The 14,339-nt window shown below is 68.3% G+C and carries 12 protein-coding genes; 4 read left to right on the top strand and 8 right to left on the bottom strand.

Annotation, left to right across the window (positions count from 1 at the left end):
- Positions 1-101: 101 nt before the first annotated feature.
- The 5 genes from EOINJALH_RS30585 to EOINJALH_RS30565 form a co-directional block, all read right to left on the bottom strand.
- The gene (locus tag EOINJALH_RS30585; protein WP_088287435.1) at positions 102-1,724 is read right to left on the bottom strand and encodes an NAD(P)/FAD-dependent oxidoreductase; all 1,623 of its coding nucleotides are present in this window, start codon (positions 1,722-1,724) and stop codon (positions 102-104) included.
- Positions 1,725-1,734: 10 nt separating this feature from the next.
- Positions 1,735-3,459 carry an acyl-CoA synthetase gene (locus EOINJALH_RS30580; protein ID WP_088287433.1) on the bottom strand — a complete coding sequence of 575 codons (1,725 nt, stop codon included), beginning with the start codon at positions 3,457-3,459 and terminating at the stop codon, positions 1,735-1,737.
- Complete coding sequence (locus tag EOINJALH_RS30575) at positions 3,459-4,442, bottom strand: tripartite tricarboxylate transporter substrate binding protein (protein WP_088287431.1); 984 nt, start codon at positions 4,440-4,442, stop codon at positions 3,459-3,461. The genes EOINJALH_RS30580 and EOINJALH_RS30575 overlap by 1 nt, the downstream gene beginning before the upstream one ends.
- Before the next feature lie 67 nt (positions 4,443-4,509).
- Positions 4,510-6,213 carry an FAD-binding oxidoreductase gene (locus tag EOINJALH_RS30570; RefSeq protein ID WP_088287429.1) on the bottom strand — a complete coding sequence of 568 codons (1,704 nt, stop codon included), beginning with the start codon at positions 6,211-6,213 and terminating at the stop codon, positions 4,510-4,512.
- Positions 6,210-6,521: an EthD family reductase gene (locus EOINJALH_RS30565; protein ID WP_158219958.1), complete on the bottom strand. Its 312-nt coding sequence runs from the start codon at positions 6,519-6,521 to the stop codon at positions 6,210-6,212. Before EOINJALH_RS30565 ends, EOINJALH_RS30570 begins: the two co-directional genes overlap by 4 nt.
- Before the next feature lie 119 nt (positions 6,522-6,640).
- Here EOINJALH_RS30565 and EOINJALH_RS30560 point away from each other — a divergent pair, with 119 nt between their 5' ends.
- Positions 6,641-7,669, top strand: coding sequence for an AraC family transcriptional regulator (locus tag EOINJALH_RS30560; RefSeq protein ID WP_088287425.1), 1,029 nt, complete (start codon positions 6,641-6,643; stop codon positions 7,667-7,669).
- A gap of 7 nt (positions 7,670-7,676) precedes the next feature.
- Here EOINJALH_RS30560 and EOINJALH_RS30555 read toward each other — a convergent pair whose 3' ends face one another.
- Entirely contained in the window at positions 7,677-8,606 is a 930-nt protein-coding gene (locus EOINJALH_RS30555; protein ID WP_088287423.1) for a LysR family transcriptional regulator, read from the bottom strand.
- 105 nt (positions 8,607-8,711) lie between these two features.
- Between EOINJALH_RS30555 and EOINJALH_RS30550 the strand changes: the two genes are divergently transcribed.
- The 3 genes from EOINJALH_RS30550 (at position 8,712) to EOINJALH_RS30540 (ending at position 10,850) form a co-directional block, all read left to right on the top strand.
- Positions 8,712-9,575 (top strand): pirin family protein, encoded by an 864-nt coding sequence (locus tag EOINJALH_RS30550; RefSeq protein ID WP_088287421.1) that lies wholly within the window; start codon positions 8,712-8,714, stop codon positions 9,573-9,575.
- A gap of 92 nt (positions 9,576-9,667) precedes the next feature.
- Entirely contained in the window at positions 9,668-10,312 is a 645-nt protein-coding gene (locus EOINJALH_RS30545; RefSeq protein WP_088287420.1) for an NADPH-dependent F420 reductase, read from the top strand.
- A gap of 10 nt (positions 10,313-10,322) precedes the next feature.
- The gene (locus tag EOINJALH_RS30540; protein WP_199873518.1) at positions 10,323-10,850 is read left to right on the top strand and encodes a nuclear transport factor 2 family protein; all 528 of its coding nucleotides are present in this window, start codon (positions 10,323-10,325) and stop codon (positions 10,848-10,850) included.
- A gap of 435 nt (positions 10,851-11,285) precedes the next feature.
- Here EOINJALH_RS30540 and guaA read toward each other — a convergent pair whose 3' ends face one another.
- Together guaA and EOINJALH_RS30530 are read right to left on the bottom strand one after the other, a co-directional pair.
- A complete protein-coding gene (gene guaA / locus EOINJALH_RS30535) occupies positions 11,286-12,896 on the bottom strand; it encodes a glutamine-hydrolyzing GMP synthase (protein WP_088287418.1) in 1,611 nt (536 codons plus the stop codon).
- Between the two features lie 10 nt (positions 12,897-12,906).
- Positions 12,907-14,178, bottom strand: a complete 1,272-nt coding sequence (locus tag EOINJALH_RS30530; protein ID WP_144290231.1) for a TCR/Tet family MFS transporter — start codon at positions 14,176-14,178, stop codon at positions 12,907-12,909.
- Between the last annotated feature and the right edge of the window lie 161 nt (positions 14,179-14,339).

The raw sequence follows: 14,339 nt of genomic DNA, 5'->3' as shown, positions 1-14,339 counted from the left end.
CCATCGAGGGAGTCAGTTCATGAAGCTGTTGATCGACTTCCTGGCCGACCGCTTTGGCGGCGACACCGCGCCCTGGGACCGACCGATGCCCGTGCCTTCGCTCAAGCCCCGCCGCGGATCTCGGTCATCAGGTCGCGCTGCAGGATGACCGATGCGCACAGCGTGGCCCCGACCAGGGCGCCGATCACGCCGTCAGTGGCCACGTCCTGTCCGGTCAGGTAGAGCCCCTGCACGGGGGTGGTCGGGCGCAACCAGTCCTGCTCGAAGCGCTGCGGCGACGAGGCCACGCCCATGAAGCCGCCGCGCTCGCGTTTGGCGAAGGTCTCGTAGGTCAGCGGTGTGGAGACCTCCACCACGTCGACATGCTGCGCCGCGGCGGGCACGTGCCGGAACAACTCGTCCAGCAGGCGCTGCTGGATCACGGCCTTGCGCGTCAGGTAGTCGTCGCCGCGCTTCATCCACGGCGTGCCGGCCCAGCGCGCAAAGTGGCGGTAGTCGGTGTAGGCGTACATCTCCACCGTGGCGCGGCCTGGGAAGGCACGTTCCCACAGCGGATCCTTGGTCGACGGAAAGGTGATGAAGTGCCAGGGGAATGGCGCGTCGAAATCCTGCCGGTGGGCCACCAGGTTGGCTTCCAGGTCCGGCCCCGGATGCGACCAGATGTTGGCCGGCGTGAAGCCGAGTTCAGCATGGCTGGCCTTGAAGCCGATGTTCAGGCCGACGATGGCATAGGTGTCCTCCACCTTCGGCAGCAGCGCCTTGGCCGCCAGCACGCCCGGGCTGGTGCCGTGCAGCAGCCGGCCGAAGGTGTTCTGCACGCCCGCATTGCTGACCACCCGCGGGCAGCGCAACACCTCGCCCGAGGCCATGCGCACACCCAGCACCGCGTCGCCTTCGACCAGCACCTCGGCCACTTCTGCGCTGTGCAGCACCCGCCCGCCCGCGGCTTCGATGATGGGCACCATGGCCTGCGCAAACGCCGGGCCGCCGCCCTCCGGGTAGTGGGCGCCGTGCAGGTAGTGCTTGGCCAGCATGCAGTGCATGGCAAACGAACTCTTGCTGGGCTCCAGGCTGTAGTCGCCCCAGTTGGCACAGATCACGGCGATCAACTCGTCGTTGTCGGTCAGGCTGCGCAGCACCTGCTGGGTGGTCTGGCTGGCGAAGAAGCGGAACTCCTGGCCATGTTGCCGCATCAGCGCCGCGCCAGCGTCGGGCGGCAAGGCCTTGGCGCCGAAGTACGGCGCCGAGGCCTTGGCCACGCTGCCCACCAAGGCCATGTAGGCCTGGATCGCTTGCGCTTCCGTCGGGAAATGGCTGGTCAGGAATTCGGCATAGGCCTGCGGGCCGGCCGGCACGTCGTAGCCCCGGCCGGCGATCACCATGCGGTTGAAGATCGACGGCATCGGCGCCCAGCGCAATTGCCCGCCCGTCACCCGGTTGAACAGCTTCCAGCCAGCGCCGTTGGGGTTGCCCACCTCACCGATGTAATGCATGCCCACCGTCCAGCGGTAGCCGTGGCGGCTGTAGGCCTGGGTCATGCCGCCGACGATGTTGTTCTGCTCCAGCAGCAGCACCTTCTGCCCGGCCTGCGCCAGGTGTGAGGCCAGCGCCAGGCCGCCCATGCCCGAACCGACGACCACGGTGTCGAAGTGGCCGGTGATGCCCTCGTGCTTGCGGTAGGGCGTGCCGGTGGTGGAGGTGGCACGTGTCGTGGTGCGGGTCATCGTGAGGCTCTCAGTTGATGTTGTCGGCCGCGGCGAGCGCGCGCAGCGCCACCTTGTCGAGCTTGCCCACCGCCGTCATCGGCAGTTGCTGCAGCACGGTCAGCTGTACCGGCGCGGCCACCGGGTCGCCCAGGCGTTGGCGGCAGGCGGCCAGCAGTTGGGCCGGGTCGGCAAGGGCGCCGGGCTTCAGGCTGACGAAGGCCACGGGCACCTCGCCAGCGCGCGCGTCGGGTCGGGCCACCACGGCAGCAAGGGCAATTGCGGGGTCGGCATGCAACGCTTCTTCCACGCCCTGCGGGTCGATGCTGTGGCCGCTGCGCTTGATCAGGTCCTTCGCGCGGCCGGAGATCCAGAAGTAGCCGTCGGCATCGCAGTGGCCCAGGTCGCCGGTGTCCAGCCAGCCAGGTGCGGCGAAGGCTGCGGCGGTCTGGGCTGCATCGGCATAGCCCGCAAACACGTTGGGCCCCTGGATCAGCAGGTGGCCGGCCTCGCCGGGCGCGCAATCCGCCAGCCAGCGGCCTTGCTCGTCCAGCCGTGCCACCTTCATCGCCTGGTAGGGCAGGCGCAACCCGATGGAGCCGATGCGGCGCTCGCCGCGCAGCGGGCTCAGCGTGGAGATGCAGGTGCCCTCGGTCAGGCCGTAGCCTTCCAGGATGACCAGCCCGGTGCGGGCCTGCACATCCTGCGCCACCTGGCGCGCCAGTGGTGCGGAGCCGCTGAAGGCCACGCGCAGGCTGCCGACCCGGGCATCCGCGATCGGCACCTGCAGCAGACCGGCGTAGACGGTGGGCACGGCGCTGAAGCAGGTGGCGCCGAAGCGCTCGACGATGCGCCAGAAGCCGTGGATCACGCTGGCATGGCGAAAGCCCTGCGGCCCCAGCAGCACCAGGTGGGCGCCCCGGCTGAGCGGCCCCATGCTGAGCGGAATGACCGCATGCACATGGAACAGTGGCAGGCCGATCAGCACCACGTCCTGCGGGTTGAAGCCCACCATCTCGCCCATGCACCACGCCAGGTAGACCTGGTTGCGCTGGGTGTGGGTGGCCAGCTTGGGCGCACCGGTAGTGCCCCCGGTGTGGAAGCGGGCGGTGGGCGACTGCGGCTCGTTCGACGGCTTGAAATCGAGCCGGTCGCCACGCTGGGACGCGCAGGTCAGGTCGAAGTCATGCACCTGCAAACCCGCAGGCATGCCGACACCCATGTCGCCAACCAAGCCACCCACCACCAGCACATGGCGCAGGCCCGGGGCCAGCGCGGCAGCAGCACAGGCACGCTGCCACAGCGCCGGGTTCCGCGCCGGCCCTTCTGCGACCAGCACTTCGCAGCCACCCGCCACCAGGATGCCGGCCACCGCGGCGGCGCCCAGGGTGGGGCTGATGGGGCAGACCACGGCAGCGGCCTGACTGCCGAAGAGCGCAACGTAGGTCTGCGGCAGGTTGGGCATCAGCACCGCCACGCCGGCAGGCGACCGCACGCCCTGCGCGTGCAACCAGTTGGCCAGTCGACGGCACTGCATCAGCAACTGACCATGGGTCCAGGTCTGCGCAGGTTCGTGCGGGTCACCGTTGGGCAGGAAACTGAGCGCCGGGCGGTCTGCGTGGCGGTCTCCTGCGGCCTCCAGCATGGTCCAGACGCCGCCCGGCGGCAACCTGCTCTCCAGCGGTGCGGCGCGCTCGACGGCCTCGATGTCGGCGAGCGTGGCCACGCCACGGCCCTGTGGGATGGACGGCGACATCACTGCGGCTCGAGCTTCACGGCCTGCGCCATCCGCCGGTAACGTGCGGTCTGCTCGGCCAGGTAGCTGTCGGCCTCGACCAGGCCGAGGCGCGTTCCCACGCTGGCGCCCGAGGCCTCCACCTGACGCCGGTACTCGGGTTCCTGCAGGGCTTCGTTCACCGCAAGGTTCAGCCGCTGGGCTGCATCGGCGGGCACCGAGCGCGGCACGAACAGGCCGGCCCAGATCTCGTAGATGAAGTCCTGCGCGCCGAGCACCTCGTTCATCGTCGGCACGTCGGGAAGACGGACCAGGCGTTGGCCGTCGGTGACGGCGAACGCACGCAGCCTGCCATGCTGGATCAGGTCGCCCAGGTTGCCTGCCGACGGCAGAAAGGCCAGATCGACCTGCCCGCCGATCAGGTCCTGCACGAGCGGAGCCACGCCCTTGTAGGGCACGTGTGTCATGCGGATCTTCTGTCGTGAGGACAGTTCTTCGGCCAGCAGGTGATAGAGCGAGCCCGCGCCCAGACTGCCGTAGCTCAGCTCACGGGCGCCGGGCTTCTGTGCACCATTGAGCAGTTCCTGCGCGCTGCGTGCCGTCATCTGCATGTTGCCGACCATCACCAGCGGTGCGCGCGTGGCCAGCCCGACCAGCCGAAGCTGTTCAGGCCGGTGCTTGACGGCCGCCAGCGCCAGCGGCGTGAGGATCACGTCACTCGGCGTGCCCAGCAGGAACTGGTGACCATCGGCCGTTGCGCCGAGCACCTTCTGGATACCGAGCGAACCGCCAGCGCCACCGACGTTGTCGATCACGATGACCTGGCCAAGGGACTTGCGCAGGCCCGGCTCCAGCCAGCGCGCCGTCGCGTCGGCCGGACCACCGGCCGGATACGGAACGACCAGTGTCAAGGTCTTGCTCGGAAAGCCCTGCGCTTGCACGCTGCAGGCGCCAGTGGTAGCGGCCAGCACGAGGGCCCGCCGCACGAGTGAAATGTCGGTCATCGTTGTCTCCGATCGAGTCGAGGCCCGCCGCGCGCCTCGCGAGCGGGTCTGGCGTGCATGCCGCGGTTCAACGGCCGGCGCTGCCGGGCTCCAGCACGCCGCGGATGCCCACCGCGCGCCCGACTGGGTCGAACAGCACGCCGGGGTTCATCACGCCGCGCGGGTCGAATACCGCCTTGGCGCCCGCCAGGGCCTGGCGCATGAGCGGCGGCACCTCGGTCTCGTAAGGGCTGCGGTGATCGCGGCCTACCGCGTGGTGGTGGGTGCAGGTGCCGCCGTGGCGCACCACCGCTTCGTTGCAGGCGAGCTTGATCTCGCGCCAACGCGCCAGGGCGCTGGCGATGTCACCGTTGCTGCTGCCACGCGCGGTGAAGGTGAAGTACGGCGCCGGCCCGTCGGGGTAGACATGGGTGAAGCGGCACGACAGCCGGCTGGCATGACCCGTGACGCGTTCGATGGCGGACTCCACATCCTGGCGCACGCCGTCGTAGAAGGCCTCGAAGCGGTCCCAGGTGATGGCGCTCTCGAAGGTGTCGAAGATGGCCCCCAGGCGGGTGGTCTCGTCGCGCCAGTAGGGCATGCGGATGAAGGCATTGCGCCAGTCGCCCGCCGCGCCGCTGCGGTGTGCGGCAGGCTGTGCATCGGCCGGTCGCATGGAATCGGCCACGGTCTGTGCATCCCACCGTCCACCGTGATCGGCCACGAGCTCCAGCGCACGCGCCATCCAGGCCTGCAGCGGGTGGTCGGCGGATTCAAAGCCCAGCACCAACGTCGGGCTCTTGCGATCACCCACGCCGGCGAAGGCCACTTCGCGGTCATCGAGCAGGCGGCAGTTGCTGGGCTGCAGACCCGATTGCGACAGCGCACGCACGCAGCGGGCTGCAGTGAACACATCGTCGAATGCCAGTGAGGCCGACGCGCGGAACGTCGGCCGGGTCTGCAGCCGCATCCACGCCTGGGTGATGACGCCCATCGTGCCCTCGGAGCCGATCACCAGCCGGTCGGGCGCCGGTCCGGCACCCGAGCCCGGCAGGCGCCGTGTTTCGACCACCCCAGCCGGGGTGACCATGCGCGTGCTCTGGACGAAATCGTCGATGTGGGTGTACTGGGTGGCGTAGTGGCCACCGGCCCGGGTGGCGATCCAGCCGCCCAGGGTGCTGAACTCGAAGCTCTGCGGAAAGTGCCGCAGCGTCAGCCCATGCGGCCGCAGCGCAGCCTCCAGATCAGGCCCCAGCATGCCGGCCTGGATCAGCGCGGCGCGGCTGGCGGTGTCGACCTCCAGCACCTGGTTGAAGTGCTCCAGGTCCAGAGACAGCGTGGCGGCGTAGTCGGGACCGACCGCCGCCTCGACACCCCCCACCACGCTGGTGCCGCCGCCAAAGGGAACGACGGCCACGTTGTTCCGGCCTGCCCAGTCCAGCACGTCGGTGATGTCGGCTTCGGTGCGCGGGAACGCCACCCAGTCGGGCGCCTGTGGGGCATGACGCATCCACATGCGGGCAACGTCGGCGAAGCCCTTGCCGTAGCAGTGCGAGAGGCGGTCGTAGGGTGTGGACGACACGATCGACGACAGTGAACCGGGCAACTGGCCGCGCGACGCAGCCAGGGTGTAGTCCGCCACCTGCGGCTCGGACAGCACCGGGCCCATCGGGCCGAGCGGTGCCAGCAGTTGGTGGACCCCACGCAGTTCACCGTCGGTGAGACCGTCGCGCAGATAGCCCCAGCCCCAGAACCGCCGGACAGGCGTGGCGGACAAGGTGGCTGTGTTCATGGCGCCATCTCGCTGATCAGGACACCGGGCGTGATGTCGGTGTACCGGGCCACATCGCCCATGATCTCCTGGCCATGTGCGCCCATACCCGCCTTGAAACCTGCCAGGTCGGCAAAGATCATGTGGGCACAGGCCACCACTGCGGGCTTGCCGCCGGAACCATCGGCCAGCGCCTTGTCCATCTCCACGCGCAGCAGGCCATGGGCCGCCAGGCGGTCCATCAGCAGTTGGCGATGCGTGGACTGGTAGTAGGCGTGATCGAAGCGCTTGCCTTCGGTGTTGGGGTAGCTGACGGTGATGCGGAACATGGCGTGTCTCCTTGGCTGGGGGGGCGTTTTCCACGGATTGTGAAAACGCGTGCGCCGCCTGACCATGCGACCATGTGCCAAAAACTTGATCCGACACGCCAGCTCGGGTGGCGCTCACGATGACCACGCCGCAGACGGTGATCGCCACCTGGCTGATGGGTGTGGCGGCGCAGTTCGCACGCCTGGGCATCGACTTCGGCGAGCTGGAGGCTGGGCTGGGCACCCCGGAGCGCGGCCTTGCCGCGCCGACGCGGCAGCTGCAATTGGTGCAGGTGCGCCGGCTGTGGCAACGCGCTGCGGCCATCAGCGGCGACCCACTGCTGGGTCTGCGTGTTGGCGCAGGGCTGCCCTTGCAGGCGATGAATGTGCTGACGCTGGTGGTGATGCACAGCGCCACGCTGCGCGCTGCATTGGGCAGCTGCGTGCGCTACCAGCAACTGGTCAGCAACTCAGGCCGTTTCCGCCTGCATGGCGTGAGGGGCGGCATGCGCATGCTCTACACCATCACACCTTGCGCGGTGCCCATGCATCCGGCCCAGGTCGACTCCCTGTTTGCCGGCTTCCTCACCATGCTCTACCGCTGCGTGCCCGATGGGCAGAGGCCATCGCAGGTGGGGTTGCCGGGCACCGACCCGGCACTTGTCGCGGCCTACGAAGAACAGCTCGACTGCCCGGTATGGCTGGGTCGCCCCGACATCTTCATGCAATTCGACGATGAGGTGCTCGACGCCCCCTGGCCTGCTGCCGACCCGAGCCTCTTGCGTCTGCTGCTGGGCCGCGCAGACGACATGCGCCAAGCCCAGGGGCGCAGTGATGTGCTGGTTGAGCAGGTCATCGCGGCCGTGGCTGCCGAAGGCTATGCCGATGCGCGCTGCGACTCAGTCGCGCACCGGCTCGACTTGAGCGTGCGTACCTTGCAGCGGCGGCTGGCCGAGGCGGGGACCAGTTTCCGTCAGCTCATCGAGGCGGCGCGCATGGGCGAGGCGGTGGAACTGCTGGCAGACAGCCGCGTGCCGCTTTCGACGCTGGCAGAACGCCTGGGCTATGCCGAGCCCAGTGCCTTTTCACACGCGGTGCGCAGCCATTTCGGGGTATCGCCCCGAGCCCTTCGTGCAGACATGGCGAAGAGCCATTCAACGCGCGACTGAAGGCAGGTCAGGCCGGGGTGCCGGCCGTCGCCATCGGCAAGTCTTCCGCGTCGCCCAGCTTCCTGGCCACCAGGTCGATGAACGCCGACACGGCCGAGGGCAGATAACGGCGGCTGGCGTAGACCAGGTGCACGCCGTGCCCCTTGCGGTGGTAGTGCGGCAGCACCGGCACCAGCAGGCCGGCGCGCAGTTCTCGCCGCGTCATCGTCGACGGCAGCAGCGCAATGCCCAGACCGGCCAGCGCGGCCTTGCGCAGCACCTGCACGGTGTTGCCGCTGAGCCGGCCAGCCACCTGCACCTCGGCGTCGGTGCCATCGTGGGCTGACAGGCTCCAGGTCGCACGCCCGCTGGGGTGCGCGAACACCAGGCAGTCGTGGGCAGCCAGGTCCTGCAAGGTCGCTGGCGTGCCACGCGCTGCCATGTAGGCCGGACTGGCCACGAGGCCATCCAGCCCGGCGTCCAGCACCCGACGCGCGAAGAAGGCGGAGTCTTCCAGCACGCCCCCGCGGATGGCGACATCGATGCGGTCGGCGATCAGGTCCGCACGCGCATCGCTTAGCACGAAGTCCACCCGGACCTGCGGGTGCTCGGCCAGGAATTCTGCAAGCCATTCCATCGGGAAGAAGTCGAAGAAGTCGGCGGGCGCCGCCACGCGCACCAGCCCGCTGGGCGATTCGTTGCGGGACAGCAAGGACTGGCCCGCGTCGACCAGTCCTTCCACAGCCTCGGCACAGCGGTCGTGGAAGTCCCGACCCGCACTGGTGAGCGACAGCTTGCGCGTGGACCGTTGCATCAAGCGCGTGCCCAGGTGCGCTTCGAGCTGCTGCACCCGGCGGCTCAAGGTGTTGGGCGGGATGCCCAGTCGTCGCGCGGCCTCGGCAAAGCTGCCACAGCGCACCACCTGCACGAAGACGGCGACGTCATTGAGATCGAGCATGGTTGATTACTTGCATGCCTGGACTAGTTCAATCCGATTGTGCCGTCTAGTCAATCAACGAGCGGATTCTTAAGCTTCCGTCATCGAATCAAGGCACCCCAACCGATGTCTACCCTGCTTGCCATTGAAGCCCTCGTCTCCGTCGCGCCATCAACCCGCGCCGTCGTGCACCGCACCCGAGGCAGCACGCACGGGCCCATCACCCGCCTGATGAGCCCCGGTGACCTGGGCCAAGTCCTCAAGCCGTTCATCTTCCTGGACCTGGTGAACTTCGATGCGCGGCATGGCCGCACGCGTTTCGGCATGCACCCGCACTCCGGCATCGCCACGCTGAACTTCATGGCCCAGGGCGATGTGCGCTACGCCGACAGCACCGGCCAGGCCGGTGTGCTGCCCGAGGGTGGCGTGGAGTGGATGCAGGCCGGCAGCGGCGTGTGGCACACCGGCGAACCGGTGGGCGACAGGCCGGGCCAGGGTTTTCAGCTGTGGGTGGCGCTGCCCGCCGAGCTGGAAGGCGCACCGGCGTTCAGCCGGTATCTGGCGCCGTCCGAGGTGCCGCAGATGGGCCCGGCGCGCGTGCTGCTGGGCCACTACGGCGCGGCGCGCATTGCCGTAGAAGCGCCGTCTGCGATGACCTATCTGTCGCTGACCCTGGCGCAGGGTGAACGTTGGCGCTACACGCCGCCTGCCGGCCACACCGTGGCCTGGGTGGCGGTGGCCAGTGGGCAGCTGCGGGCCAGTGAACCCATTGCCACAGGCGAACTCGTCAGCTTTGCCCCTTCAGAAACCGCCATCGACTTCGTCGCCGAGACCGACACGCGCTTCGTGCTGGGCTCTGCCGTGCCGCACCCGCATCCGATGGTGATGGGCCGGTACTCCGTGCACACCAACGCCGACGCGCTGGCCCGCGGCGAAGCCGAGATTCGCCGTATCAGGCAGAGCCTGCCTGTTGCGGCCCAGCTCAGCTGACTGGCGAATCGCAGGCAGGCAGCAGATGCCTGCGCAGACCGACCCTTGAACGTTTTCCTCGTCCCCAACCCAACCCAACGAAAGACATCATCATGAACATCGGCATCATCGGTTCCGGCGCACTCGGCAGCAACGTGGCCCGGGCGCTCGCCAAGAAGGGCATTGCGGCCACCATTTCCACCCGCCGCGGGCCAGAGTCACTGGCTTCGCTGGTGGCCGAACTGGGCGGATCCATCAAGGCCGGCACCGTGGCAGAAGCGGCCTCGGCCGACATCGTGCTCATCGCCGTGCGCTGGACCGACCTGGGCACGGCACTGAAGGGCCTGCCGGCCTGGAACAACCGCATCGTCATCGACGGCACCAACCCCGTCGAGTTCCTGGACCCCAGTTCACCCGACGCCAAGGACCCGAGCAACCCGCTGGCCGCCTACGGCATCAAGGCCATCGACCTGGGTGGCCGCTCGTCGAGCGAGGTGGTGCGCGACATGCTGCCCGGCGCTCGCGTCGTCAAGGCGCTGAACCACCTGGACGTGAACGTGCTGGCGCAGCCCGAGGTCTCCGGCGGCCTTCGCGTGCAGTTCTATGCCGGCGACGACGCCGACGCCAAGCAGGCCGTCCGCCAGGTGCTCGAAGCCATCGGCTACTTCCCGGTGGACCTCGGCTCGCTGGTCACGGGTGGCCGCCTGTCGCAGCTGCCCTTCGGCAGCCTGTCTGCCACCCACTTCATCAAGATCTGAGGACAGGCCCATGTACACCGATCAGCACACAAGCATCGCCAAGCGCACCGGCCAGCGGCGCCTGATGGCCGCCGCCACGCTCGCGGTCACTGCCTTCGCTGCACCCGCACAAGCCCAGGACATGGGCAAAGGCATGACGGCCGTGCAGCTGCTCAAGCGCGGCCTGGACACCTTCCTCGCCAAGGACATGAAGGGCTGGGCCGACCTGTGCGACGAGAACGTCGTCGCCGAGTTTCCGTTCTCGCCGGACCCTGCGACCCGGAAGCTGGTCGGCCGCGCGGCCGTCTATGCGTACATCAAGGACTACCCGAAGGCCATCGACATCAAGGCCATTCCGACGCTGAAGATCCACGCCACCGACGACCCCAACGTGGCCATCGCCGAGTGGAGCGTGTCCGGCCGCGTGATCAGCAACGGCAACCCGTACGAGCTGAGCTGCGCCACGGTGGTGACCTTCCGCAACGGCCTGATGGCCAACTACCGCGAGTACTGGAACCCGCAGGCCTTCACGGCGGCCATGGCCGGCACCAGGTTCTGAGGTCTCGAGCGCTGCAACCGCGACATCCGACGACGGCATGGCCGTCTGGATGGTCATGCCGATTCACCCGTTTCACAGGCATTCATCCAGCATCGTCAAGGCCTATCTGGACTTCTGCCAAGCGAACGTTCACCGGCATCTGGCGAGGGACGGAGTTCAACCTGCATGAGCCAGACCGAGTTGGTTAGCTCCTGGCCGGGCGCACGCACTCGACAGTTCGCGTCGAAGCCGTCGTACGAGCTGAACAACTGGCTCATCAAGGGAAGAGGCAAAGGACAGGCGGCGCATTCTTGTTACCGTCAGCTCGACGTCCCAAGTGGTACCGCTACCGTCCGGACATCCGCCATCACCAAGGCGCGCCGACCCGTTGACAATGCGATCGAATCCCCAACGAGGAGTCGTAACCCTCTGATTGATAGAGATTCTTCGCAACCGTCATTCCCACTCGATCGTCGCCGGCGGCTTGGACGACACATCGTAGGTGACACGGTTGATGCCGCGTACTTCATTGATGATGCGGCTCGACACCTTCTTCAGCAGCGAATACGGCAGTTCGGCCCAGTCGGCGGTCATGAAGTCGCTGGTCTGCACGGCGCGCAGCGCCACCACGTAGTCGTAGGTGCGGCCGTCGCCCATCACGCCGACGCTCTTCACCGGCAGGAACACCGCGAAAGCCTGCGAGGTGAGGTCGTACCAGGTCTTGCCGGTGTGCTCGTCCACGGCCTTGCGCAGTTCTTCGATGAAGATGTGGTCGGCGCGGCGCAGCAGTTCGGCGTACTCGTGCTTCACCTCGCCGAGGATGCGCACGCCCAGGCCCGGGCCCGGGAACGGGTGTCGGTAGACCATGTCGTGGGGCAGGCCCAGGGCCACGCCGAGTTCGCGCACCTCGTCCTTGAACAGGTCGCGCAGCGGCTCCAGCAACTTGAGGCCCAGCGTCTCGGGCAGGCCGCCGACGTTGTGGTGGCTCTTGATCGTGGTGGCCTTCTTGGTCTTGGCGCCGCCGCTTTCGATCACGTCCGGATAGATCGTGCCCTGGGCCAGCCACTTGGCGCCGCCGCGGTGGGCGTCGCCCTGCGCGGCCTTGAGCTTGGCGGCCTCGGCCTTGAAGACCTCGACGAACTCGCGGCCGATGATCTTGCGCTTGGCCTCGGGGTCGGTCACGCCGGCCAGGTGGCCGAGGAACTGCGCACTGGCATCCACGTGCACCACCTTGGCGTGCAGGCGGCCGGCGAACATCTCCATCACCATCGCGCCCTCGTTCAGCCGCAGCAGGCCGTGGTCGACGAAGACGCAGGTGAGCTGGTTGCCGATGGCACGGTGGATCAGGGCCGCCGCGACGCTGGAATCGACGCCCCCAGACAGGCCCAGGATGACCTCCTCGTCGCCCACCTGCTCGCGGATGCGGGCCACGGCCTCGGCGATGTGGTCGCGCATCACCCAGTCGGGCCGCGCCCCGCAGATCTCCAGCACGAAGCGCTCGAGCAGGGCCTGGCCCTGCAGCGTGTGGGTGACCTCGGGGTGGAACTGCACGGCGTAGTAACGCCGATCCTCGTCGGCCATGCCGGCGATCGGGCAGCTGGGCGTGCTGGCCATCAGCTTGAAGCCCGGCGGCAGCGTGGTGACCTTGTCGCCGTGGCTCATCCACACCTTGAGCATGCCGTGGCCTTCGACGGTGCGGTAGTCCTCGATGGCGTCGAGCAGCCGGGTGTGGCCGTGCGCGCGCACCTCGGCATAGCCGAACTCGCGGTGGGTGGAAGCCTCGACCTGGCCGCCCAGCTGCACCGTCATCGTGAACATGCCGTAGCAGATGCCCAGCACCGGCACGCCCAGTTGCCACACCACCTCGGGCGCGCGCAGGTCGTGCTCTTCGTAGGTGCTGGCGTGGCTGCCCGACAGGATGATGCCCTTGGGCGCGTACTCGCGGATGAAGGCCTCGGACACGTCGTTCGGGTGGATCTCGCAGTACACGTGCGCCTCGCGCACGCGGCGCGCGATCAGCTGGGTGACCTGGGAGCCGAAATCGAGGATCAGGATCTTGTCGTGCATGGTGGTAGCTTCAAACCGCCGTGGCGGCGATGTGGCGGGTGTGGCGGAAGTGCTTGAAGGCCAGCAGCGTGCTCAGCACCTGCAGCGCAGCGCAGAAGTAGAACGGCAGGCCCATCAGCCAGTCGCCCGGCGGGCGATGCGACACCAGGCCCAGCAGGGTCGCGCCCACCACCGGCGCCATCACGGCCATCAGGCTGTTGAGCGCGGCCACCGAGCCCATGGTCTGGCCCTGCTCGCGGGCATCGGCGGCATTGGAGATCATGCTCTGCACCGAGCTGGCGACGGCAAAGCCCAGCACGTTCAGGCCGATCACCGCGTACATCATCCAGCCCTCGGTGGCCAGGCCCCAGCACAGGTAGGACAGCGCCGACGACACCAGGCCCATCGCCGCCAGGCGCTGCGGCGTCCAGCGCTTCAGCAGGTGGCGCAGCAGGCCGCCCTGCACGATGGCCGACATGGTGCCCACCGCGAACAGCGACCAGCCGTTCTGCACCGGGCCCCAGCCGAACTTGAAGCTGGTGTAGAGCACCCAGGTGGTGTGCAGGACGAACTGCGCCATGCCCGACAGGGCCACCACCGCCACCAGCGGGCCCACGCCATGCAACTGCGTCAAGCCGCGCAGCGCGGCCACCGGGTTGGCGCGCCGCCAGGAGAAATCGCGCCGCTTGTCCATGGCCAATGATTCGGGCAGCACGAACCACCCATAGGCCAGGTTGATCATGGACAGCGACCCGGCCACGAAGAACGGCAGCCGCAGGTCGATGCCGCCGAGCAGGCCGCCCATCACCGGGCCCAGGATGAAGCCGACGCCGAAGGCCGCACCCAGCATGCCGAAGCGCCGCGCGCGGTCTTCGGGCGGCGTGATGTCGGCCACATAGGCATTGGCCACCGAGGCATTGGCCTGCATCGCCCCGCTGAAGACGCGCACCGCGATGAGCATCCACAGCGCGGTGGCCATGGCGGTGACGAAGAAGCTGAGCGCCAGGCCGGTGAAGCCGATCAGCAGCACCGGCCGACGGCCATGGCGGTCGGACAAGGCCCCCAGCACCGGCGCACCGAAGAAGCTGGACAGGCCGAAGGCGAAGGACACCACGCCGTACCAGAACGCCTGTTGGGCCGGCGAGGTGGTGAAGCTGCCCACCACCAGCGGCAGCACGGGGATGATCAGCCCGATCGACACCATGTCGATCAGCACGGTGACCAGGATGAACGACATGGCCGCCTCGCGGCGGCCATTCGACGGTGCGGCCGCGGCGGGCCGGGCGTCAGGGGGTTGGGACAAGGTCAGAGCCTGTGAGCGATTCCAGCGCGCCAGAGCGGGCGTTCCAGACAGTGTCGATCTAGACGCAAAGCACAGCCATGGCCCAAGCCATGGCGAGCATTTGCAACGACGAGCGGCGCCGTCTGGGGCGCACGAGCGGGCGTGCTGGGAGTGTTCACAGG

Source organism: Ideonella sp. A 288, from assembly GCF_002198735.1.
Classification (GTDB): domain Bacteria; phylum Pseudomonadota; class Gammaproteobacteria; order Burkholderiales; family Burkholderiaceae_C; genus Pseudaquabacterium.
The sequence above is the reverse complement of the archived record's forward strand: the minus strand, read 5'-3'. Positions and strand labels throughout refer to the sequence as shown.

Coding starts and splice junctions, on each gene's coding strand:
- EOINJALH_RS30585 (WP_088287435.1), bottom strand. CDS start 1,724: ATGACCCGCACCACGACACGTGCCACCTCCACCACCGGCACGCCCTAC.
- EOINJALH_RS30580 (WP_088287433.1), bottom strand. CDS start 3,459: ATGTCGCCGTCCATCCCACAGGGCCGTGGCGTGGCCACGCTCGCCGAC.
- EOINJALH_RS30575 (WP_088287431.1), bottom strand. CDS start 4,442: ATGACCGACATTTCACTCGTGCGGCGGGCCCTCGTGCTGGCCGCTACC.
- EOINJALH_RS30570 (WP_088287429.1), bottom strand. CDS start 6,213: ATGAACACAGCCACCTTGTCCGCCACGCCTGTCCGGCGGTTCTGGGGC.
- EOINJALH_RS30565 (WP_158219958.1), bottom strand. CDS start 6,521: ATGTTCCGCATCACCGTCAGCTACCCCAACACCGAAGGCAAGCGCTTC.
- EOINJALH_RS30560 (WP_088287425.1), top strand. CDS start 6,641: ATGACCACGCCGCAGACGGTGATCGCCACCTGGCTGATGGGTGTGGCG.
- EOINJALH_RS30555 (WP_088287423.1), bottom strand. CDS start 8,606: ATGCTCGATCTCAATGACGTCGCCGTCTTCGTGCAGGTGGTGCGCTGT.
- EOINJALH_RS30550 (WP_088287421.1), top strand. CDS start 8,712: ATGTCTACCCTGCTTGCCATTGAAGCCCTCGTCTCCGTCGCGCCATCA.
- EOINJALH_RS30545 (WP_088287420.1), top strand. CDS start 9,668: ATGAACATCGGCATCATCGGTTCCGGCGCACTCGGCAGCAACGTGGCC.
- EOINJALH_RS30540 (WP_199873518.1), top strand. CDS start 10,323: ATGTACACCGATCAGCACACAAGCATCGCCAAGCGCACCGGCCAGCGG.
- guaA (WP_088287418.1), bottom strand. CDS start 12,896: ATGCACGACAAGATCCTGATCCTCGATTTCGGCTCCCAGGTCACCCAG.